The sequence below is a fragment of the Mesorhizobium sp. M2A.F.Ca.ET.043.05.1.1 genome (genome assembly GCF_003952445.1).
In the GTDB taxonomy this organism is placed as follows: Bacteria; Pseudomonadota; Alphaproteobacteria; order Rhizobiales; family Rhizobiaceae; genus Mesorhizobium.
In genome coordinates this window covers 1,838,719-1,860,361 of the sequence record NZ_CP034446.1, presented here as the reverse complement: position 1 = coordinate 1,860,361, position 21,643 = coordinate 1,838,719, and the positions used below count along the sequence as shown (strand labels likewise).

The window sequence follows — 21,643 nt, the reverse complement described above, 5'->3', positions numbered from 1 at the left end:
GGGTAGTTGCTTCGGCTGGGAGTTTTGCGACAATCCGCGTCTTAGGCAACAAGATGGGGCTGCAGCAATGAGGAGTGTTCTAATGCTTGCCAGTGTTGGTGTGCTCCTTGCCACCTTATCGCCTGTGACAGCCGTGGAGAAACTGCGCGCTTCGGACAAGGCGGCGCTTGCCGAATGCCTGAAATATGTCGGCGATTTTCAAGGTGGCGTTCCCGGCGTGAACGATACGCCGACACCGGCGATTCACATCGACAACACCATCAAGCTCGCCGGACACGAGCCCGCCTCGTGCATCAACTACGTGACCGAGCTGTGCTCCTTCGAGAGCGATGACGGCCGCTCGCAGCTCGGATTGATCGATTGCGCGAACCGCGAGGTCGGCGTGTGGGAGGATCGTCTCAACACGACATATGCGGCGCTGATGGCCAAGGCCGCGCCCAAGGCTCGCGACGGCTACCGCAAGATGCAGCGCGCCTGGATCGCTTATCGCGACGCGCGATGCTCGGCGGAAGCGTCCGCCGAAACCGTCAACACCGATCGCCAGAACAACATCATGGTCAGCTGCGCGCTCAACGCGACGGCTCGGCAGGCGCTGATCCTCGATGATGAGTTGTCGGACCTGCAGTGATCGGGCTGCAAGGAAGGGCGGCCGGGTTGAGATTGCGGCACAGCGCCATAAGTCGCATAAGATGGATTATGGAACTTGCGTATTACTCACTCGGAGAATTGCCGCGGCTCGCCATTGGCGCCATTGGCGACAAACACTGTGGACTGCTGAGTGCGCCGCCTCGCGAATTCGGGCTACCAGCCAAACGCGCGAATGACGGGCTGCGACACCGACTGAGCGGCTGTCGCTATCACTCTGACTCATAAGGAATTTCAACCACCATGCCATCATAGGCCGGCACCACGTGCTCCGGCGTCTCGACCATCACCACGGCGTAGTCCAGCGGCACATGCATATGCGTCAGCACGGCCTTGTTCGGAGCCAGCCTTTCGATCCAGCCGAGCGCCTGGCCAAGCGACAGATGGCTGGGATGGGTGTTGTACTGCAGCGCGTCGATCACCAGCATGTCGAGGCCCAGCAACCGCTCGGCCGTGGCGGCCGGGAAGTCGCTGATATCCGGGCAGTAGGCAAGCCCGCCGATGCGGAAGCCCAGCGAAATGATGTCGCCATGGATCTGCGGCAGCGGCTCAAAGGTGAGGGCGCCCCCCTCGCCTTCGATCACCACCGGTCTCGCGTGATCGATGATATGGGCCTTGACGATCGGCGGATAGGCGCTGCCGGGCGGCGTCTCGAAGCAATAGCCGAAGGCCTGGCGCAGCCGCTCCATCGTCGGTTCGTCGGCGTGGATGTCGATCCTGTGCCGCTGGTCGTGCACAAAACCGCGCAGGTCATCGATGCCATGGATATGGTCGGCATGCGGATGGGTATAGACGACGGCGTCGATACGCCGGACCGAAGCCATCAGCATCTGCTGGCGAAAATCCGGTCCCGTGTCGATGACGACTGTGGTGCGCGCGCCATTGGTTGCAATCCGCTCGACCAGGGCCGCCGTGCGCATGCGCCGGTTCTTCGGATTCGCGGGATCGCAATTGCCCCAATCGCCGGTGATGCGCGGCGTGCCGGGCGATGAGCCGCAGCCAAGGATGGTGAAGCGCAGCCGGTCGCTCATGTCCGCGCCATGTCCGGGCGCGGCATCTTGGTGAACAGCCTGAAGAAATTGCCGGTGGTGATATCGGCGATCTCGGTTTCGCTGACACCGATGGTCTCGGCAAGAACCTTCGCCGTGTTCGTGACATAGGCCGGTTCGTTGCGTTTCCCCCGGTGCGGGATCGGCGCGAGGTAGGGCGCGTCGGTCTCGACCAGCAGCCGGTCAGGCGGAACATCGGCTGCGATAGCGCGCAACTCGGGGGAATTCCTGAAGGTCAGGATGCCTGAGAAGGAGACATAGCCGCCCAGCGCCACGCCGACTTCGGCCAGCCTGCGTCCAGACGAAAAACAGTGCAGAATGAAGGGAAAGGCGCCCTTCCCTGTCTCGTCCTCGAGGATCGACGCCATGTCGTCGTCGGCATTGCGCGCATGGATGACCAACGGCAGGCCGGTCCGGCGCGCAGCGGCGATATGGGTGCGAAAACCTTGCGCCTGCGCATCGCGCGGCGCCTCGTCGTAATGGTAATCCAGCCCAGCCTCTCCGATCGCCACCACCTTTGGATGCTCGGCTAGCAGCACCAGCTCGTCGGCGGTGACGTCGAGTTCTTCCGCCGCATTGTGCGGATGAGTGCCGACCGAGCAATAGACTTCGTTGAAAGTTTCAGCGATTTCAAGGATCTGCTGGAAGCGCCTCACGCGCGTCGAGATCGTGACCATGCGGCCTATCCCGGCGGCGAGAGCGCGGGCGACGATAGCCGCCCGCTCTTCGGCGAAGTCCGGAAAGTCGAGATGGCAGTGGCTGTCGACCAGCATCAGGCGCCCTGCTCGACATAACGCGGGAACACGCCCTCAGGCGCCGGCAAGGCGGCGCCGGGCACCAGCGCGTGGTCGGCATGGGCGTGCTCGAAAGCACGCTTGCCCGCAGGCACGGCCAGCAGGTCGAGCAGCTTGGCCGCCGATCCCGGAATGAAGGGCTGGCAAAGGAGTGCCACGCGTCGCACCAGTTCGGCCGTTGTCCACAAGACCGTTTCCATCCGCTCCGGATTGGTCTTCTTCAGCGCCCACGGCTCCTGGGAAGCGAAATAGCGGTCCGCTTCCGCCACCACGCCGAAGATCGCCGCCAGCGCCAGATGGATGCCCTGCTCCGCCATCGCCCGGCGCGAAACGGCCAGCGCTTCGATCGCCTGGTCGAGGATCGCCGCATCGGCCTCCGCCAGCTCGCCGCGCCTCGGCACCGCGCCGCCGCAATTCTTGGCGATCATCGACAGCGACCGCTGCGCCAGATTGCCAAGGCCGTTGGCGAGATCCGCGTTGGTGCGGTTGACGATCGCCTCATGGCTGTAGTTGCCATCCTGGCCGAACGGCACCTCGCGCAGGAAGAAATAGCGCACCTGGTCGACGCCGTAATGGTCCACCATCGTGAACGGGTCGATGACGTTGCCGACCGATTTCGACATCTTCTCGCCGCGGTTGAACAGGAAGCCGTGGCCGAAAACGCGCTTCGGCAGCGGAATTCCAGCCGACATCAGGAAAGCCGGCCAATAGACCGCGTGGAAGCGCACGATGTCCTTGCCGATGATGTGCGCGTCGGCTGGCCAGAAACGCCATTTCTCATCGTTTTCATTGGGATAGCCGACGCCGGTGATGTAGTTGGTCAAGGCGTCGACCCACACATACATCACATGCTTCTCGTCGCCAGGCACCGGCACGCCCCAGTCGAAGGTGGTGCGCGAGACCGACAGGTCCTTCAGCCCGGATTTGACGAAGCTCATCACCTCGTTGCGACGCTCGGCCGGACCGATAAAATCGGGCTGGCTCTCGTAGAGCGCGAGGAGCTTGTCCTGGTAGGCCGACAGGCGGAAGAAATAGCTTTCCTCCTCGACCCATTCGACAGGCGTCCCCTGCGGCCCGTAGCGCACATTGTCGGCGCGGACCTCGGTCTCCTCTTCGCCGTAATAGGCCTCGTCGCGCACCGAATACCAGCCGGCATAGCCGCCCTTGTAGATGTCGCCATTGGCGGCCATCGCCTTCCAGATCGCCTGGGAGGACGCATAATGCCGTTCCTCGGTGGTGCGGATGAAATCGTCGTTGGAAGCGTTCAGCGCGCTCGCCATGCGCTTGAACTCGGCCGAATTGCGGTCGGCGAGCTCGCGCGCCGCGATGCCTTCCTTGCGCGCCGTCTGCAGCATCTTGATGCCGTGCTCGTCGGTGCCGGTCAGGAAGAACACGTCCTTGCCGTCGAGCCGCTGGAAGCGGGCAAGCGCGTCGGTGGCGATCAGCTCATAGGCATGGCCGATATGCGGCTTGCCGTTCGGATAGGAGATCGCGGTCGTGATGTAGAATGTGTCGCGTGACATGAATGAACCGTCATGAATATCTGAATGTGAGTTGTGGCGGTGGATATCGCATCGGAACGTCGATTGCCATCCCGAGGTCAATGCATGCCGCCCGAAAGTGGGCCAACGGCATGCATCGAACGAGCCGTCACATTCGCATCGCAGAATTCAGGCGGTCGATCATGGTCAGGGCGTGCTGCTTCTTGTCGAGGTTGTAGGTCTCGGCCTCAGATATCGTGTTAAGCGCCTCCTGCCAAGCCTCGGACAGCGTTTTGGCCCTGGCGAGGTCGCCGGACAGCGCCGCTTCGCTGGCGGCGGCCGAAAGCAGATCGAGCGCGCGGCGATTGAAGATGTCGAACTGGATCGCCTGGTCGCGTCCCGCCACGGCCTCGGCGAGGCGGTGGGCGCCGGCAATGTCGGGCTTCCCGGCCGTCACCAGTGCGTCGAGCGCGCCGGCGATCTCCAGCCCGCCATATTGGGTGAGCAGGATGGCGTTGCGCGCGCTGCCCCCTGCCCGCTCGGCGAGCGCCGCGCGTGCGGCCGCATCATCCGGCGGCGGCGGTTCGATAGTCTCCAGCACCGCAATCAGCTCGTCAGCGGCCAAAGGCGCCAGCCGCACCATCTGGCAACGCGAGCGGATCGTCGGCAGCAGGCTGCCCGGCGCGTGCACGATCAGAATGAACAAGGTGCGCGCCGGCGGCTCCTCGAGATTCTTGAGCAAGGCATTGGCGGCGTTGGTGTTCATGTCGTCGGCCGGGTCGACGATGACGACGCGGTAGCTGCCGTCATGCGAGGTCATCGACAGGAAGCGGCTGACCCTGCGGATTTCGTCCACAGTCAGCACCGTCTTGAAGCTCTTGGTCTTGTCGTTGGCGGGGCGCGTCAGATGCAGCACGCCCGGATGCGCGCCGGTGGCGATCTGGCGAAACAGCGGGGACGCCGGATCGGGAACGGCAAGCGTGTCGGGCGCCGTCCTGTAATCCGGATATTTCAGAAGATGGTGCGCCAGATGGAACGCCAGCGTCGCCTTGCCGATGCCGAGCGGCCCGGCAAAGATCAGCGCATGCGGCAGCTTGCCCGCGCGGTAGGCGCCAGCGAGCATCCCAGCCGCCGTCGCGTGGCCGATCAGCCGCGGCGTTTCAGCCGGCTCGGGCACGCCGTCCAGCGTGTCGTGCTGCTCTGGGGCGATGCGTTCGAAGATCATGCCGGCGCCGTCTCGATCCTTTGCGCCGGCGTCCTCTCTTCCAGCGCCGCGAAGACGGCGGCGGTGACGACATTTTCCACCGTATCGGGATCGGCGGCCGCGTCGATGACGATGCAGCGCTCCGGCTCCGCCGCGGCGATGGCCAGGAAAGCCTCGCGCCGCCGCCGGTGGATGGCCAAGGTCTCCTTCTCGAAGCGATCGGCGGCGTCACCGGCGCCGCGCCGCGCGGCCGCCCGCTTCAGGCCTTCAGCCGGATCGATGTCGAAGATCAGCGTCATGTCCGGCATGAAGCCGTTGATGGCCACCGCCTCCAGCGCCTTCATGAAATCGGCATCAAGACCGCCCGTGACACCCTGATAGACTCGCGAGGAATCGATGAAGCGGTCGCACAGCACGATCGAGCCGCGCTCGACCGCCGGCCGGATGACCTGCTCGACATGGTCGGAGCGCGCGGCGGCGAACAGGATTGCCTCCATCTTCGGGCCGAACGGCTCGGCCGCGCCGGACAGAAGCACGTGCCTTACCGCCTCGGCGCCAGGCGATCCACCCGGCTCGCGGCTGACCAGCACCTCGTATTTCTTGGCGCGCATGCGCCGCGCCAGCCGCTCGATCTGCGTCGACTTGCCTGCTCCTTCGCCGCCCTCGAAGGTAATGAAAAATCCGCTCGCCAATCGAGACTGCCTTTGCCCGTGCTGGCCGCTGTCATAGCTCCCGTCCGACAAAAGGTCCACGAACTTGCCCGATCACAAATGTTTCTGACGCAGCCAGCCGACAGCGAGTTCCTTGGCCGCGTCGAGCGCACGCTGCGGCAGCGTGCCCACCTTCACCGATTCGGCGGCATAGAGCGGCGTCTGCTGGCTCAGCGTATCGCCTATCCAAACGCGCAGCTCACCGACCGGTTGCCCTTCCTCGACCGGCGCCGACACTGGACCCTGATAGACGATCCTGGCGGTCAGCTTGTCGCGGTTGGCTATCGGCAGAAAGATGTCCACGGGGCCCTTGGCTTTCAAGGCCAGGCCGGATTTGGCGCCGCCGAAGACCTGCGCTTCCCCGACCACCTCGTCCTTGGCGAAGATCTCGGTCTTCTGGAATGACCGCGAGCCCCAGTCGAGCAGCTTGCGCGCCTCTTCGGAGCGTTCGCGGTCATTCGCCAGCCCGGTGAGCGCCGCGATCACGCGAATGCCGTTGTGATTGACGGTGCCGACCAGGCCGAAGCCCGCCTGTTCGCTGGCGCCGGCGACAAAGCCGTCGGCTTCGATGCCCATGGCGATCAGCGGATTGCGGTTCCTCTGCGCGATCTTGTTCCAGGTGAAGTCCGGCTGGCCGTAATAGTGGAAGAACTCCGGGTAGTCGCGCCACAGATGCAGCGCCAGCATCGTCAGCTCGCGCACCGTCGTCTGCTGGCCGTCGGCAGGCAGGCCGGTCGAATTGACGAAGGTCGATTTCGACAGGCCGAGCTGGCGGGCGCGATCCGTCATCTGCGCGGCGAAATTCGCTTCCGAGCCGGCCATGCCCTCGGCAAGCACGATGCAGCCGTCATTGGCGGCCTGCACGGTGACGCCCTGGATCAGGTCCTCGACGCGGACCTCGGATTTGAGCTTGGCGAACATGGTCGAGGTCCCAGACGGCGCGCCGCCGGTGCGCCAGGCGTTTTCACTGACGACGAACGTGTCGTCGAGCGTGATCCGCTTCGCCTTGAGAGCGTTGAAGACCACCTCCATCGTCATCAGCTTGGCCATCGAGGCCGGTGGGATCGGCTTGTCGGGGTCCTTGGCGAAGAGCACCGTGCCGGTGTCGGCATCGATCATGAACGCCTGCGTCGCCTTGGTCTCGAACAGCTGCGCGCCCGCCGGGGCGGCGCACAACAGCGCCAGCACCAATCCCAGAAGGCTGGCGAAAGGCGGAAGAATGCGCAATTGCATGAAATGTCGACCCAATCTGAGCAAAACCGGAGAGTCGCCCGGAATTGCGCCAAGACTACCCCGCGGCCAAGCTAGCAGGGTTTTTTCGGCCGGATCAACGTGCAGTGCAAATTTGATCAGTTACGCACAACCAGCGCGTCCGGCGCGCCATGTGACCAGGCTGCCTGGAGCAGGTCGTCAATGCTGCCGTGCCCATCCGGATAGACATTGACCGCGTACCAATCATTGCCGTCGAGCTCGGTGCGCTGGATCTCCGTCCGGCCGAACGGCTCGAGCGCCGCGGCCACGCGCTTGGCCTCGGCGGCTTCGTCGAAGGAACCAGCGGCGATGTAGTCGGATCCAGGCGTCTGTTCCTGGCGGTTCGATTTCTTCCACGATTGCAGGATATCGGCCGGCGACATGCCGCCGGCATCGAGCGCGGCAAAGACATCGGCGCGCTTCACCCGCTCATCCGCATAGGACAGCGAAGCCATGGCGAAGGGCGAGTTCGGCGGCAAGCCGAAATCCGGCCGTTCGGGCACGATCGGTCCGAAATCGGGCAGCACGACATCGCCGGCGCCTTGCACCGAGAACGCTGCCGGCTGCACGGTCGGCTGCTCCGACAGGCCCGGCTGCGCGGCAAATGCCTGCCCAGAATTGGTCAACTGTCCAGGGAACGGCACGGCGGCCGGCGGCGCGCCCACCGACAGGCTCGGCGACGGGCCGTTCATGGCCACCATCACACCGGTCGGCAGGCCGTCTGACGGGTCCGGCCGGTTGTTGCCGGGGCGGTAGGAGGCCACCAGATATTGGTCGTCGTCGCCATCGAGCGGCGCGCGGCCGACATATTCGACTTTGACCCGGGCCGTGCCCACCTTGTCATAGTCGAGCATCTGCGCGGCGCGTTCGGAGACGTCGATGATGCGGCCTTCATGATAAGGGCCGCGGTCGTTGACGCGAACGATCACGGAACTGCCGGTCTCCAGATTGGTGACGCGGGCATAGCTCGGCAGCGGCATCGTCGGATGCGCAGCCGTCAGATGCGTCATGTCATAGACTTCGCCATTGGCGGTCAAACGTCCGTGAAAGGCATCGCCATACCAGGAGGCCAGCCCAACCTTGGTGAAGCCCTTCTTGTCTTCCTTGGGATAATACCACTTGCCGCGAACCTGATAGGGCTTGCCGAGCTGGTCGCGGCCGCCGCCCCGGCGCATGAACTGGACCCGCGGGCTTGCCTTCACGCCATATTCGGATTCGGCGAAATATTCCTTGGGACGAGCCTTCTTGTAGACCATCCCCTTCGTCTCGGGTTGTGAGGCGCAGGCGGCCAGCAGCAGGCCCGAAAGGGCGCACAGGGCGAAAGCAGAAGCGCGACGAAGACGCGGGCGCGTCGGAGTCTGCATGTTTTCGATTGTCCCCTACGTGCTGCACCCGACGGAGCCAGAAGTCGCCCACCAGGCCAACACCTTGATCCCCAATCCCTTTTTGCACAGGAATTGCTTATCACGATGTTAATTGATTATGGCCGCAACAGGGCGAGATTGTGGCGCGGATGCGGAAGTAGTGCTGCCTGAGCCGCGGTTTCGGCGATGGCGGCAGACTTCCGCCGTCAAACCCGCTGAAGCGCCGGGACCGACTCTCCGGTGTTACCGCGTATCGACCCGTTGGCGACGACATGCGAGAGCTTCAAGCGCTTCGTCAAGACCGGCTACTCATAAATCCTTTTTATGAATTCCCCCGTTAGAAGATCGGCAGGGTCTTGGAGGCATTGTCAATTGCATCCGACCGGCTTCCTGCAACCGTCCGGCTCCCGAGAACGTTGATTGAGCCTTTCCTGCGATTGACAGATCTTTGCGCCGCGCACTAGAGCATGGAGCGCTCGCGTTTCTGCCGGCACGGCCTTACGGAACGAAGCGCCTCGTGAAGATCACGATGGAGGGATGGCCGAGCGGTTTAAGGCACCGGTCTTGAAAACCGGCGTGGGCGCAAGTTCACCGTGGGTTCGAATCCCACTCCCTCCGCCATAGATCCAATAAAATCAATAACTTAAGCCAAGTCGTCGGGCCGCGACATAACTTTTAGCCGGATATGAAAAAGGCCCGGCAAGCCGAGGCTGGCCATCAATAACCAGTCGGGATCCACGGATCGGTGTCGTACCCCAAGCGATGGTCCAGGAAATTTGCGGCCTGATTTGACGGACGCGCAACAACCACCGTGCCTGTTGATTTGCAATCCAGTTTCGGTGCCGGCTTGCCGCTGCCAGCCTTCATATGTGCTGCAGGACAAGAGATTGCTGCCTGAGCGGTGGCTACCTTTTTCTTTTCTTTCGCAACAGCTGCTCCGGTGGCCGCCAATACCATTGCTACGCCAAACACAACGAGTTTCATTGAAACGCCCTCACCCTGCACAATCCGAAATGGTCGCGCCTACGTTAACGTTACGTCAACTATATGTTGTCCGCAACGACGAGAGCATAATCCTATCGGCGGGTACGAGGAGCTTTTGAGGGAGAGTTCCATGCGACCGATCATTCTGGTGGTCGCCTGCGTCGCTGTGTTCTTCGTCGGGGAGGGCTTGGCCAACAACAGCGCTTATCAAATTGCGACAGTGAAAAGCCTCGAACAGGTGGAAGGGTTCCGCCTGGTTACAGAGCTAGCGCCAGAAGTCGCCTGGCTCATACTGGTCAGCACTCCAAGCCCCGCGATATTGCAGGCCGTTGGCCTCAGCCAATTGAGGGCTCAGCATGGGCCATCCTACCGTCCTCGCGCTCACGCGGCGTGAGCCTGTCATGCGACACTCCCGGGCCTCGCATAGGGTCGGATGCAGGTCTGTCAGGGCTGACTTTTTCTGGGCATATCGCGACTTGCGTCAAGGGGATGCGAACATGGCGCCCCCGGCGCCGGCCCGGACCTTTGTGCGCATTAGCGGTTCTGCAAGTCGCAGGCCACCAAGAGTTGCGCGCCTGTATTAGTTGGCGGCCTGAAGCGGTCCTGACGCCCATGGCGGTCAACCGTTGGTGAAACACCGTTTATTTGATTTCTCGAACAAAATATGCTGCTTCTCGCGCCCATGAAAAAGCTCTGCCTGATGGTTCTGGCGTCGCTGACGCCGGTCTTGCCGGCCAAGGCGATGGACAATGCGTTGCGCGCCGGCCTGATGAAACTCGATCCCGAAACCCGCCTCGAGCAGCGGTGCGATGCCGAAGTGCTCGACCGGATCAGCCACGACGATCGCAACTACAAGGCCGACCGCGTCGTGGCCTACGCCTTTGCCACGCCGCAGATGAGCGCCGATGCCATCAAGAGCTCGGGCGCCGCCTTCCGCAGCAAGGGCCAATGGTACCGGCTGAAGTTCAAGTGCCAGACCGCGCCGGACCACATGCAGGTGCTGCAGTTCCGCTACAAGATCGGTGACGAAATCCCGGAATCCGACTGGGCCAAATACAATCTCTACGATTAGAGCAATTCCAGGAAAAGTGTGAGCGGTTTTCCGCCCGGAATTGCGTCAAAACAAAGGGATAGAGCGGTTCGCCGTTTCCGCGAAACGGTGAACGGCTCTAGTTCCCGCCCGGCCGCCTGACCGGCGAACACCCGAAATGATTGAGGGCTTGCGCTGGCGGCGCCGTTTTCCGGCGATGTCCGAACCTGCGTCTTGACGCCGGTGAACCATGCCTTTAGGGCCGTCTGGGTATTGGGCGACCCGCGTTTCAGGCAAGGGATTTCTAGTCTATGGAAATATTCACTGCCGCAGGCGTTTCAGCTCTCCTTCAGGTCGTCGCAATCGATCTCGCGCTCGCCGGCGACAACGCAATTGTGATCGGCCTCGCGGCCGCCGGCCTCCCCGCGGATCAGCGCAAGCGCGCCATCATTGTCGGCATCGCGGCGGCGACAGTCCTGCGCATCGTCTTCGCCCTCATCACGCAATGGCTGCTGAGCATCGGCCCGATGCTGCTCATCGCCGGCGGGCTTCTGCTTCTGTGGGTCTGCTGGAAGATGTGGCGCGAATTGCGCGTCAGCCATGACGACGAGCGCGACGCGACCGAAGCGCTGTCGAACAGCGACTACAACAAGGACGGATCCGTCGCCGGGAAGGGTGCGCGCAAGACCTTCTCGCAGGCCGCTTGGCAGATCGTCATCGCCGATGTCTCGATGTCGCTCGACAATGTGCTCGCCGTCGCGGGCGCCGCCATGAAGCATCCGACGGTGCTGATCATCGGGCTGGCCCTTTCGATCGCCCTGATGGGTTTTGCCGCATCCTTCGTCGCCCGGCTGCTGCACCGATATCGCTGGATCGCCTATATCGGTCTGCTGATCATCTTGTACGTGGCGATCAACATGCTTCTTGGCGGCGCCGTGCAGCAGTTCCCCGACCATTTTGCCTTCCTGGCGCCCTGGTTCGGGTCGGACGGTCACTAGCGCTCTTAAAGCATGTCTCCCGAAAGTGGGAACCGGTTTCGGGATAAAGACATGCGTAAAATCAAAAACCTAAAGCGCATGGGCGAATCTGAAAGATCGCGACGCGCTTTAGGGCGAATGCTTGGCGCACGCCCTCTTGCACTGGCCGCCGGCAGGTTTGCTTCTGTGCCGAAGCGTGCTATTGCGCCGCGCGAAAGGGCTCAAAGCCGCGCCGTAGATCGACCTTCAGAGCCGAAGGCTCAATCCTCGATCTCGCCTTCACCTCTTGGAAAACAGGTTTATGTCCGCCCCACGCGTCAGTTTCGTCAGTCTTGGATGCCCGAAAGCGCTCGTCGATTCCGAGCGCATCATCACGCGGCTCCGCGCCGAAGGCTATGAGATCGCGCGCAAGCATGACGGCGCCGACCTCGTCGTCGTCAACACCTGCGGCTTCCTCGATTCCGCCCGCGACGAGTCGCTCAACGCCATCGGTTCCGCGCTTTCCGAAAATGGCCGCGTCATCGTCACCGGCTGCCTCGGCGCCGAGCCGGAGGTCATCCGCGAGAAGCATCCCAATGTGCTGGCGATCACCGGCCCGCAGGCCTATGAGAGCGTGATGGCGGCGGTGCACGAGGCGGCTCCGCCCAGCCACGATCCCTATGTCGATCTGCTGCCGCCGCAGGGCGTGAAGCTGACGCCGCGCCACTACGCCTATCTGAAGATTTCCGAGGGCTGCAACAACCGCTGCACCTTCTGCATCATTCCGGCGCTGCGCGGCGATCTCGTCTCGCGGCCGGCGGCGGACGTGCTGCGCGAAGCCGAAAAACTCGCCAAGGCCGGCGTCAAGGAAATCCTCGTCATCTCGCAGGACACCAGCGCCTACGGCGTCGACATCAAGTACCAGACATCGATGTTCGGCGACCGCGAGGTGCGGGCAAAATTCCTCGACCTTGCCGAGGAGCTCGGCAAGCTCGGCATCTGGATACGCATGCATTATGTGTACCCCTACCCGCATGTCGCCGACGTCATTCCGCTGATGGCGGAAGGAAAGATCCTGCCCTATCTCGACATCCCCTTCCAGCACGCCTCGCCGCAGGTGCTGAAGAACATGCGGCGCCCCGCGCATGGCGAAAAGACGCTGGACCGCATCCGCGGCTGGCGCGAGGTCTGCCCGGATCTCGCCATCCGCTCCACCTTCATCGTCGGTTTCCCCGGCGAGACCGAAGACGATTTCCAGATGCTGCTCGACTGGCTGGACGAAGCGAAGATCGACCGCGCCGGCTGCTTCAAATACGAGCCGGTCAAGGGCGCGCGCTCCAACGACCTCGCGTTGGAACAGGTGCCGCAGGAGATCAAGGAAGCGCGCTGGCACCGCTTCATGCAGCGCCAGCAGAAGATTTCCGCGGCGCAGTTGGCCAAGAAAGTCGGCAAGCGCCTGCCGGTGCTGATCGACGAGGCGCACGGCGCATCCGGCAAAGGCCGCACCAAATACGATGCGCCGGAGATCGACGGCTCGGTCCACATCCAGTCGCGGCGGCCGCTGCGCGCCGGCGACATCGTCACCGTCAAGATCGATCGCGCGGACGCTTACGATCTTTACGGATCGGCCGTCTGATCGTCCTCCAAAGCGAAGGCATACCGAACGAGAAAGGGCGCCGCGCGGCGCCCTTTCAGTTTTAACATCAACAAGGTGCAGCTTACTGCGGCAGCTTGTCGTCGACGCCCTTGACGTAGAAATTCATGCCGAGCAGCGTGCCGTCATCGGCAACCTCGCCGTCCTTCAGCCACGGCGAGCCGTCCTGCTTGGAGACCGGTCCGGTGAAGGGGTTCCAACCGCCGGCGATCTTCTTCGTGGTTGCCTCCGCCATCGCCTTCACGTCGTCGGGCATGTTGGTGAAGGGCGCGAGCTTGACGGCGCCGTCCTTGATGCCGAGCCACACATTGTCCGGCTTCCAGGTGCCGTCGAGCGCGGCCTGCACGCGGCTGATGTAGTAGGGACCCCATTCGTCCGTGAGCGAGGTGAGCTGCGCGTTCGGCGCGAACTTGATCATGTCCGACGACTGGCCGAAGCCGTGCAGCTTGCGCTCCTCGGCGACCTGCAGCGCGGCGGTGGAATCGGTGTGCTGCACGATGATGTCGGCGCCCTGGTCGAACAGCGCCTTGGCTGCGTCGGCCTCCTTGCCGGGATCGAACCAGGAATTCACCCACACGATCTTGACCTTGAAGTCGGGATTGACCGACTGCGCGCCGAGCATGAAGGAGTTGATGCCCATCACCACTTCCGGGATCGGGAAGGACACGATGTAGCCGGCAAGGCCCTTCTTCGATTCCTTGGCCGCGATCTGGCCGAGCACGTACCGGCCTTCATAGAAGCGGGCGTTGTAGATGCCGAGATTCTTGCCGGTCTTGAAACCGGTGGCATGCTCGAACATCACTTTGGGGAACTTCTTCGCGACCTTCACCTCGGCGTCCATGAAGCCGAAGGACGTGCCGAAGATGATCTTGCACTTCTCGCGCGCCAGGCGCTCGAAGGCGCGGTCGGCGTCCGGGCCTTCCGAGACGTTTTCGAGATAGGCGGTCTCGACCTTGTCGCCGAGCGCCTTCTCGACTTCGAGGCGGCCCTGGTCGTGCTGGTAGGAATAGCCGAAGTCGCCGATCGGACCCGTATAGACCCAGCAGGCCTTCAGCTTGTCGGCCGCCTCGGCGGTTGCCGCGACCGACAGGGCCGCAGCCGTGGTCATCAACGCAATAAGCAGTTTTTTCATTGTGTTACCTCTCTGAGTTAAGCCTTGGAGCTTCCCGTCTTTTTGTTGTCGTCAACGATCCGGAACGAATGGCTGCCCCAACGAAGCCGGCGTGTTCATCATTGTCAGCCGCTTGTTGCGCGAGATTAGAACGAGAACCACGATGGTTGCCAGATAGGGCAGCGAAGAAAGAAACTGCGAAGGCACAGGAATGCCAAAAGCCTGTGCATGAAGCTGGCCGATCCACACCGCGCCGAAGATATAGGCGCCTGCCAGCACCCGCCACGGACGCCAGGACGCGAACACCACCAGAGCCAGCGCGATCCAGCCGCGGCCCGCGCTCATGTTCTCCACCCATTGCGGCGTGTAGACCAGCGACAGGTGCCCGCCGGCAAGGCCGGCGCAGGCGCCCCCGAATATCACCGCCAGGTAACGGTAGCGGATGACCTTGATGCCCAGCGCATGCGCCGACGTGTGGCTGTCGCCGATCGAGCGAAGCGTAAGCCCCGTGCGCGTCCTGAACAGGAACCACATGACCGCCGCGGTGAGCGCGATCGAGATGTAGAAGACCGGATCCTGGCCGAAGATCAGCTTGCCGACGACCGGGATCGAGCTGATCACCGGGATATCGAGATTGGGCAGCCTCACGCCCGGCTGGCCAACGAAGCTGGTGCCGATCATGCCGGAGAGGCCGAGGCCGAGCAGTGTCAGCGACAGGCCGGTTGCTACCTGGTTGGTCGCGAGCGACAGCGTCATGACCGCGAACAGCAGCGAAAACAGCGCGCCGACGATGATTGAGGCAAGCAGGCCGATCCAAGGCGACCCGGTGAGATAGCCGGCGCCGAAGCCGCCGACGGCGCCCATGATCATCATCCCCTCGACGCCGAGATTGAGCACGCCCGAGCGCTCGACGACCAGTTCGCCGATCGCCGCGATCAGCAGTGGCGTCGCCGCGGTCGCGATGGTCAAAAGGATGTTGACGGTGATGTCCATCAGCGTGCCTCCTCGAGCTTGGGCGCTGCATCGAGCTTCGCAGCGTTCGGCTTCATCAGCGCCACGCCGATCAGGCGAATGCGGTAGTGGATGAGCGTGTCGCAGCCGAGCACGAAGAACAGAAGCATGCCCTGGAACACGCGCGCCACCTTGTCGGAGATGCCGAGCGCGCTCTGCACCGCCTCGCCGCCGAGATAGGTCAGTGCCAGGACGAGACCCGCGGCCACGATGCCCAGCGGATTGAGCCTGCCGAGGAAGGCGACGATGATGGCGGTGAAGCCGTAGCCCGGCGAGATCACCGGCTGCAACTGGCCGATGGCGCCGGAAACTTCCGAAATGCCTGCCAGACCGGCCAGCGCGCCGGACAGAAGGAAGGTGAAGAACACCATCCGGTTCAAGCCGAAGCCGGCAAAGCGCCCTGCCCTTGGGCTGGAACCCAGAACGCGCACCTCGAAACCTTTCAGCATGCGGCTCATCATCAGCCAGATCGCTACGGCGGCGACCAGGGCGAAGACGAAGCCCCAATTGGCGCGGCCGGCATCGGGCATCAGCTCCGGCAGCACCGCGGAATCGCCGAACTGGATGGTCTGCGGGAAGCCATGGCCTTGCGGGTCACGCCATGGGCCGCGCACAAGCCAGTCGAGGAAAAGCTGCGCGACATAGACGAGCATCAGGCTGGTCAGGATCTCATTGGTGCTGAAGCGCGTCTTCAAAAACGCCGGGATCGATGCGTAAAAGGCGCCGCCGACCATGCCCAGCAAGAGCATCAGCGGGATCACCAGCGGGCCTTCGAATTGCGGGAACAGCACCGGGATGATCGAGCCGAAGATCGCGCCGAAGATGAACTGGCCTTCGGCGCCGATGTTCCAGATGTTGGCCTTATAGCAGACCGACAGTCCGACCGCGATCAGGATCAGCGGCGCTGCCTTGATGGCCAGCTCGTGCAATTGCCACACCTCGCTGATCGGCTGGATGAAATAGATGTTGAATGCATCCAGCGGATTGACGCCGAGCAAGGCGAACATGATGGCGCCGGCGATCATCGTCAGCGCGAAGGCAATGAACGGCGACAGCACCGAAAACAGCGCCGAGCGCTGCGGACGTTTGACCAGTTCGATGCGCATCATGCGATCTCCAGGCTGTGTTCTGCGTGGCCGGGCTCGGCGCCACCCATCAAGAGGCCGATCTTCTCGAAAGTCGCCTCGGCGATCGGCAGCGGCGCCGACAATTGCCCGTTGTGCATGACCGCGATCGCATCTGACAGCTCGAACAATTCGTCGAGATCCTGGCTGATGACCAGGACGGCGGAGCCGCTGCGGGCAAGCTCGATCAGGGCCTGGCGAATGCGAGCGGCCGCGCCTGCGTCCACGCCCCAGGTCGGCTGGTTGACGATCATGACGCTCGGCTTGCGGTCGAGTTCGCGTCCGACGATGAATTTCTGCAGATTGCCGCCCGAGAGCGCGGCCGCCTCCGGATCGGGCGCGCTCTTGCGCACGTCCATGGCGGTGATGATGCGCTGGGCGGCGCTATAGACGGCGCTGTTCTTGACCATGCCGCCGGAGCCGACGAAAGCCTTGCCGTCGGTGGCGTGACGGGACAGCAGCAGGTTCTCCGAAAGCTTCATGCGCGGGGCGGCGCCGTGCCCCAGGCGCTCTTCCGGCACAAAGGCGGCGCCCATCAGCCGCCGGCCGGTGATGGAGAGCGCGCCGGCGTCCTTGCCGCGGATGCGCACCGAACCCGCATCCTGCTGCAGCACTTCGCCGGAGACGGATTCGAAGAACTCGCCCTGGCCATTGCCGGCAACGCCTGCAATGCCGATCACCTCGCCGGCGCGCACGGTGAGATTGACGTTCTTCAGCGGGATGGCGAAGGGCGTCGCCGGCTTGCGCGTCAGCCCACGGATTTCCAGCAGCGCCGGCGCGGTCTCGATGCCTTCGGCCGGCGCGCGCTCCACGGCCTTGACTTCGCTACCAACCATCATGCGAGCCAGCGATGCGGCCGTCTCCTCGCGCGGATTGCAGTGGCCGACCACCTTGCCGTGGCGAAGCACGGTGGCGCGATCGCAGATGCGTTTGACCTCTTCCAGCCGGTGCGAGATGTAGAGGATCGATTTGCCCTCCGAGCGCAGTCGCTCCAGCGTCTCGAACAGCTTGTCGGCTTCCTGCGGCGTCAGCACCGAGGTCGGCTCGTCCAGGATGATGAGCTGCGGCGTCTGCAAGAGGCAGCGGATGATCTCGATGCGCTGGCGTTCGCCGACGGAGAGGTCGCCGACCAGGGAGTCCGGATCGAGCGGCAGCCCATAGCTGAAGGAAAGCGCCCTCGCCTTCGCCGCGATGGTGCTGATCGGCGAACCGTCATTGAGCGAAAGCGCAATGTTCTCGGCCGCCGTCAGCGCCTCGAACAGCGAGAAATGCTGGAACACCATGCCAATGCCGAGCTTCTTCGCCACGCCCGGGCTGGTGATCTTGACCGCCTTGCCGTCCCAGAAGATCTCGCCCGAGTTCGGCTCCAGCGAGCCGAACAGCATCTTGACCAGCGTCGATTTGCCGGCGCCGTTCTCGCCGAGCAGCGCGTGGATTTCGCCCTTTGCGATGTTGAGATCGATGTGATCGCACGCCGTCAGCGTGCCGAAAATCTTGGTAAGGCCACGAACCTCTAGCAGGTTCGACCTGTCATGATTTGCACTCACAGTGCCTCCCATCCGGCTTCCCGGATATGTTCTGTGTTCCCGAAAGCATGGTATGCGCGGCCGGCTCCCATCGGAAAGCAGCACCCAACTTGAAAGAGCTTCAAGAATTTCAGCGGAAACTCAAGGGCTAAGATAGACCTCTTGAGAACAACGGCAAATCCGCAAAGCTTTTCAGCCTTGCCGCGCCTTCGGCCACGGCAAGTCGCTGAAAAACAGGGCAGTTGGCTAAAGGCATGATGCCGAAAAGTGCGAAGCGGTTTTCGGACGACATCATGCTCTAGGGAATGAGGACGGTCGTTCCCGTCGTCTTGCGGGCTTCGAGATCGGCTTGCGCCTTTCTTGCGTCCTTCAGCGCGTAGCGCTGGTTGATCTTGATCTCGACGGCGCCGCTATTGACCACATCAAACAGCGCTTCTGCCGACTTCACCAGATCCTCACGCTTGGCGTTGTAGACGAAGAGCATCGGCCGGGTCGCGTAAAGCGAGCCTTTCTGGGCGAGAAGCGACATGGGGAAAGGCGGGACCGGTCCCGACGACGAGCCGAAGCTGACGAACATGCCGAGCGGCCGCAGGCAATCGAGCGAGGCGGGAAAAGTATCGGCGCCGACGGAATCGTAGACGACGTCGCATTTTCTCCCGCCGGTGAGCGCCGCGACGCCGGCGACGAAATCCTGCTCCTTGTAGTTGATGACATGATCGAAGCCATGCGCCCGCGCGAGCTCGATCTTGTCGGAAGAACTCGCGGTGCCGATCACGGTCGCGCCGAGATGCTTTGCCCATTGGCCGAGGATCAGGCCGACACCGCCGGCTGCCGCATGGTAGAGGATCGTGTCGCCGGCCTTCACCGGGAAGGTACGGCGCAAGAGGTATTCGGCCGTCATGCCTTTCAGCATCATCGCCGCGGCCTGCTCGTCGCCGATGCCGTCCGGCACCTTGACCACGCGGTCGGCTGCGATCACGCGCTGCTCGCTATAAGCGCCGACATTGATCGCATAGGCGATGCGGTCGCCGGGCTTCAGCCAGTCGACGCCGGTGCCGAGCGCCAACACGACGCCCGCCGCCTCGCTCCCGGGGATCAGCGGAAGACCGCCGGGGGGCGGATAAAGCCCGGAGCGGTAATAGACGTCGATGAAGTTCAGGCCGATCGCCGTGTGCCGGATCAGGATCTGGCCTTCTCCCGGCTGCCCGGGATCGGCATCCTCGTAAGCCAGGACTTCGGGGCCGCCATTGGCGTGGATGCGGATTGCCTTGGACATCGCTCAACTCTCTGAAGGGTACGTAAACTGGAGCATGACCCCGAAAGGGGAAAGCCGATGTTCGAAAGATCATGCGCCGATAATAGCTAGGTCAGGATGACCGTTCGACCAAAAATGTCCTGATCCAGGATCAGGGCTTCCTGGCGCCCAGACTGGGGAACATCTGCATGACGCCCCCGATACAGGCGAGATAGAGGCCGGTGATGGTGATGCCGATCTTGGTGAAGTCGCTGACCTGCTCTCCCAGCACGCCGATCTTGTCATAGAAGGCGGCAAGCGCTGCCTGCGCCAGCGCCAGCGCGCCGAAGGCGCACCACAAGAGCGTCATGCCGAGATTGACCGGCCTCAGCCGCACGACCCGCACCGGATGGATGAAGTTGATCGGCAGGAAGGTCAAAATACCGGCAACCACCACCACGGCGAACGACACCCATTGCCCCGGCTCGATGACGAACAGCGTGAACACCACCATGTTCCAGACGACAGGGAAGCCTTTGAAGAAGTTCTCCTTCGTCTTCATGCCGGTGTCGGCATAGTAGATCGCGCTGGAGACGACGATGATGGCCGCCGACAGGAAGGACAGGTTCTCGCCCATGAAGCCTCGCTGATAGAGCGCGAAGGCTGGAATGAGCACGTAGGTGACGTAGTCGATGATGTTGTCGAGGAGCTCTCCCGACCATGTCGGCAGGATTTCCTTGACCTCGAGCTTGCGGGCAATCGGGCCGTCTATGCCGTCGACGAACAGCGCCAGCCCCAGCCACCAGAACATCGCCGTCCAGCGTTCCTCGCTCGCCGCCACCAGCGACAGGAAGGCCAGGAACGATCCTGACGCGGTCAGCAGATGAACGGAGAACGCGCGCGCCTGCGGCCACGTCACCTTCTTCTTCGGCAACGGGATCCGTTGCGCGATCTTCTTCGCCGCTTTCCTGGCCGTTGTGTTCTTGCTCACGGTCCCCGCCAGTCCAGCTTGCAGATTTCGGCCGATCGGCCGGCAAAATTCCAGTTGCGGCCGAAGGCCCGCATCTTGCTCTTGTCGGACTTCGCCACGATGATTTCCGGCGCGATCCAATATTCGGAATTGGTGATCACCGTATCCTTCTCTCGGTCCTTGCCGGGGATCGGCGTCACCGCGCCGTCGATAATCTTCGGTATCTGGAAGACGCGCGTCGTGTCACGCGTCTCGTAGGTGATCGGCACCTGCTCGACGCCGAGGAATTTCCCGACGAGGATCGACAGCAGCGAGGTGGTGCCGCCGGCCTTGCCCGTGAAGATCTTGGTCAGCGCTTTGACCGCATAAACTGACGCCCGCTTGTCGATGAACAGTCCGGCGCTCCAGTTGCCGCGGCTCATATAGCCGGGGATTTCCATGACCAGGCCGAGATTGAGACCTGAAAGGTCGACTTCGCCGAAATGGCCGGCATCGATGCGGAAGCCCGCCCAGGTCTGGCAGTAGCCTTCCGTCGGCGGGTGGCTGCCGAGCGACAGCACGCAGGGGCAGAAAACCGTGCAATTGCAGGAGAGTACCAGCTCCCCTTTCATCGCCCAGCTTTGGTCGGTCATCGAATTCTCCCCTTACGGCGAAACTAATAGCAGGGCTGCCGCCCACACAAGCAGTATCGTACCGGCGACCCGGCTGGCCACCCTGCCGGTGGTCTGTTTTTCGATCAGGGTGAACAGGCCGATCAGCGCCATCCAGTAGATGTTCATCGCGCCGACGGCGAACATCACCAGCATCAGCGCCCAGCAGCAGCCAAGGCACCAGACGCCCTGCTCCACTCCTAGGTGGAAGATGCGGCCCGGCTTCGCGCTCCAGTTGGCGAACAGGATCGAGAACGGGTTGCGGCATTTTTCCAGGCACGCCTGTTTCAAGCCGCTGAACTGATAGAAGCCAGCGACAAGCAGTGCCGCGGCGCCGGCAATACCGACTGCGGGATCGAGCATCCGGCCGGAACCGGCAAAAGCGTAGACCGCGAGCGTCAGCGCGGCGAAAGCCGCGGACGCGCCAAGCCAAGTGGTGAGGTATCCGGTAACGAGCACCAGCGGATGAACAACCGGCTCGCCCTTGATCCTCGCTGTGTCGGCAATCTCGCAATAGGTGCGGATCAGCGGCGCGGCGGAAGGCAGCATGGTCGCCACCGCCATCAGGAACCACATCAGCACAAGCGCTGGTACCTGCAGGCCAGCCGGGCCGGCAAGCGGCGCCGGCACAAGGCAGAGAGCAAAGAACCGGTCGAGAAAATCCGGCAGAGGCAGGCTCGGGAGATTCTTGAGCAGGAAATCGCCGGGCCTGCCGGCAAGGCTGCCTTCAGCGCTGCGGATCGCCATCGCGCCGAGAAGCAACCATGCAAGGACGATGGCGACGCCCACCGTGAGCGTCACCGCAAAGCGCGGACTGCGCGCCACGCCGGCCGTCGCGCGTCCCGCGCGGTCGAGATGGTTGAAATCCTGCTGCTCCCCGCTCATGGCAACCGAA

21 protein-coding genes and 1 tRNA gene are annotated in these 21,643 nt (G+C 63.0%); 6 read left to right on the top strand and 16 right to left on the bottom strand.

Annotated features, from left to right (window positions below; all coding sequences use genetic code 11):
• Positions 1–82: 82 nt before the first annotated feature.
• Positions 83–628 carry a lysozyme inhibitor LprI family protein gene (locus tag EJ069_RS08845; protein ID WP_210211326.1) on the top strand — a complete coding sequence of 182 codons (546 nt, stop codon included), beginning with the start codon at positions 83–85 and terminating at the stop codon, positions 626–628.
• 229 nt (positions 629–857) lie between these two features.
• Here EJ069_RS08845 and EJ069_RS08840 read toward each other — a convergent pair whose 3' ends face one another.
• From EJ069_RS08840 to EJ069_RS08810, 7 genes are all read right to left on the bottom strand, one after another.
• A complete protein-coding gene (locus tag EJ069_RS08840) occupies positions 858–1,676 on the bottom strand; it encodes an MBL fold metallo-hydrolase (RefSeq protein ID WP_126060977.1) in 819 nt (272 codons plus the stop codon).
• The gene (locus EJ069_RS08835; RefSeq protein ID WP_126060976.1) at positions 1,673–2,467 is read right to left on the bottom strand and encodes a TatD family hydrolase; all 795 of its coding nucleotides are present in this window, start codon (positions 2,465–2,467) and stop codon (positions 1,673–1,675) included. Before EJ069_RS08835 ends, EJ069_RS08840 begins: the two co-directional genes overlap by 4 nt.
• Positions 2,467–4,011 carry a methionine--tRNA ligase gene (metG, locus tag EJ069_RS08830; protein ID WP_126060975.1) on the bottom strand — a complete coding sequence of 515 codons (1,545 nt, stop codon included), beginning with the start codon at positions 4,009–4,011 and terminating at the stop codon, positions 2,467–2,469. The genes EJ069_RS08835 and metG overlap by 1 nt, the downstream gene beginning before the upstream one ends.
• Before the next feature lie 127 nt (positions 4,012–4,138).
• The gene (locus tag EJ069_RS08825) at positions 4,139–5,194 is read right to left on the bottom strand and encodes a DNA polymerase III subunit delta' (protein WP_126060974.1); all 1,056 of its coding nucleotides are present in this window, start codon (positions 5,192–5,194) and stop codon (positions 4,139–4,141) included.
• The gene (gene tmk, locus EJ069_RS08820; protein WP_126060973.1) at positions 5,191–5,865 is read right to left on the bottom strand and encodes a dTMP kinase; all 675 of its coding nucleotides are present in this window, start codon (positions 5,863–5,865) and stop codon (positions 5,191–5,193) included. Before tmk ends, EJ069_RS08825 begins: the two co-directional genes overlap by 4 nt.
• A 72-nt stretch (positions 5,866–5,937) precedes the next feature.
• A complete protein-coding gene (locus EJ069_RS08815; RefSeq protein WP_126060972.1) occupies positions 5,938–7,116 on the bottom strand; it encodes a D-alanyl-D-alanine carboxypeptidase family protein in 1,179 nt (392 codons plus the stop codon).
• A 116-nt stretch (positions 7,117–7,232) separates the two neighbouring features.
• Positions 7,233–8,498 (bottom strand): septal ring lytic transglycosylase RlpA family protein, encoded by a 1,266-nt coding sequence (locus EJ069_RS08810; RefSeq protein WP_126060971.1) that lies wholly within the window; start codon positions 8,496–8,498, stop codon positions 7,233–7,235.
• 531 nt (positions 8,499–9,029) lie between these two features.
• On the opposite strand from EJ069_RS08810, the gene EJ069_RS08805 reads away from it, so the two are divergent.
• Positions 9,030–9,119 (top strand) — tRNA-Ser (locus EJ069_RS08805).
• Positions 9,120–9,215: 96 nt separating this feature from the next.
• Here EJ069_RS08805 and EJ069_RS08800 read toward each other — a convergent pair.
• Positions 9,216–9,482 (bottom strand): hypothetical protein, encoded by a 267-nt coding sequence (locus tag EJ069_RS08800; RefSeq protein ID WP_126060970.1) that lies wholly within the window; start codon positions 9,480–9,482, stop codon positions 9,216–9,218.
• A gap of 130 nt (positions 9,483–9,612) precedes the next feature.
• Between EJ069_RS08800 and EJ069_RS08795 the strand changes: the two genes are divergently transcribed.
• From EJ069_RS08795 to rimO, 4 genes are all read left to right on the top strand, one after another.
• Positions 9,613–9,876 carry a hypothetical protein gene (locus EJ069_RS08795; protein WP_126060969.1) on the top strand — a complete coding sequence of 88 codons (264 nt, stop codon included), beginning with the start codon at positions 9,613–9,615 and terminating at the stop codon, positions 9,874–9,876.
• 270 nt (positions 9,877–10,146) lie between these two features.
• On the top strand, positions 10,147–10,554 hold the full coding sequence (locus tag EJ069_RS08790) for a DUF930 domain-containing protein (RefSeq protein ID WP_042642342.1): 408 nt from the start codon (positions 10,147–10,149) through the stop codon (positions 10,552–10,554).
• A 269-nt stretch (positions 10,555–10,823) separates the two neighbouring features.
• Entirely contained in the window at positions 10,824–11,510 is a 687-nt protein-coding gene (locus EJ069_RS08785; protein WP_126060968.1) for a TerC family protein, read from the top strand.
• A 280-nt stretch (positions 11,511–11,790) separates the two neighbouring features.
• Entirely contained in the window at positions 11,791–13,104 is a 1,314-nt protein-coding gene (gene rimO, locus EJ069_RS08780; protein ID WP_126060967.1) for a 30S ribosomal protein S12 methylthiotransferase RimO, read from the top strand.
• An 82-nt stretch (positions 13,105–13,186) separates the two neighbouring features.
• On the opposite strand, the gene EJ069_RS08775 is transcribed toward rimO, so the two are convergent.
• The 8 genes from EJ069_RS08775 to EJ069_RS08740 form a co-directional block, all read right to left on the bottom strand.
• The gene (locus tag EJ069_RS08775; protein WP_126060966.1) at positions 13,187–14,254 is read right to left on the bottom strand and encodes a BMP family ABC transporter substrate-binding protein; all 1,068 of its coding nucleotides are present in this window, start codon (positions 14,252–14,254) and stop codon (positions 13,187–13,189) included.
• Between the two features lie 51 nt (positions 14,255–14,305).
• Positions 14,306–15,226 carry an ABC transporter permease gene (locus tag EJ069_RS08770; RefSeq protein ID WP_126060965.1) on the bottom strand — a complete coding sequence of 307 codons (921 nt, stop codon included), beginning with the start codon at positions 15,224–15,226 and terminating at the stop codon, positions 14,306–14,308.
• On the bottom strand, positions 15,226–16,353 hold the full coding sequence (locus EJ069_RS08765) for an ABC transporter permease (RefSeq protein ID WP_126060964.1): 1,128 nt from the start codon (positions 16,351–16,353) through the stop codon (positions 15,226–15,228). The genes EJ069_RS08770 and EJ069_RS08765 overlap by 1 nt, the downstream gene beginning before the upstream one ends.
• Complete coding sequence (locus tag EJ069_RS08760; RefSeq protein WP_189476239.1) at positions 16,350–17,927, bottom strand: ABC transporter ATP-binding protein; 1,578 nt, start codon at positions 17,925–17,927, stop codon at positions 16,350–16,352. Before EJ069_RS08760 ends, EJ069_RS08765 begins: the two co-directional genes overlap by 4 nt.
• A gap of 265 nt (positions 17,928–18,192) precedes the next feature.
• A complete protein-coding gene (locus EJ069_RS08755; protein WP_126060962.1) occupies positions 18,193–19,170 on the bottom strand; it encodes a quinone oxidoreductase in 978 nt (325 codons plus the stop codon).
• Between the two features lie 130 nt (positions 19,171–19,300).
• Positions 19,301–20,119: a phosphatidylcholine synthase gene (gene pcsA / locus EJ069_RS08750; protein ID WP_126060961.1), complete on the bottom strand. Its 819-nt coding sequence runs from the start codon at positions 20,117–20,119 to the stop codon at positions 19,301–19,303.
• Positions 20,116–20,730 carry a DUF1326 domain-containing protein gene (locus EJ069_RS08745; protein ID WP_126060960.1) on the bottom strand — a complete coding sequence of 205 codons (615 nt, stop codon included), beginning with the start codon at positions 20,728–20,730 and terminating at the stop codon, positions 20,116–20,118. The genes pcsA and EJ069_RS08745 overlap by 4 nt, the downstream gene beginning before the upstream one ends.
• Positions 20,731–20,742: 12 nt before the next feature.
• Entirely contained in the window at positions 20,743–21,633 is an 891-nt protein-coding gene (locus tag EJ069_RS08740) for a DUF2182 domain-containing protein (RefSeq protein ID WP_126060959.1), read from the bottom strand.
• Between the last annotated feature and the right edge of the window lie 10 nt (positions 21,634–21,643).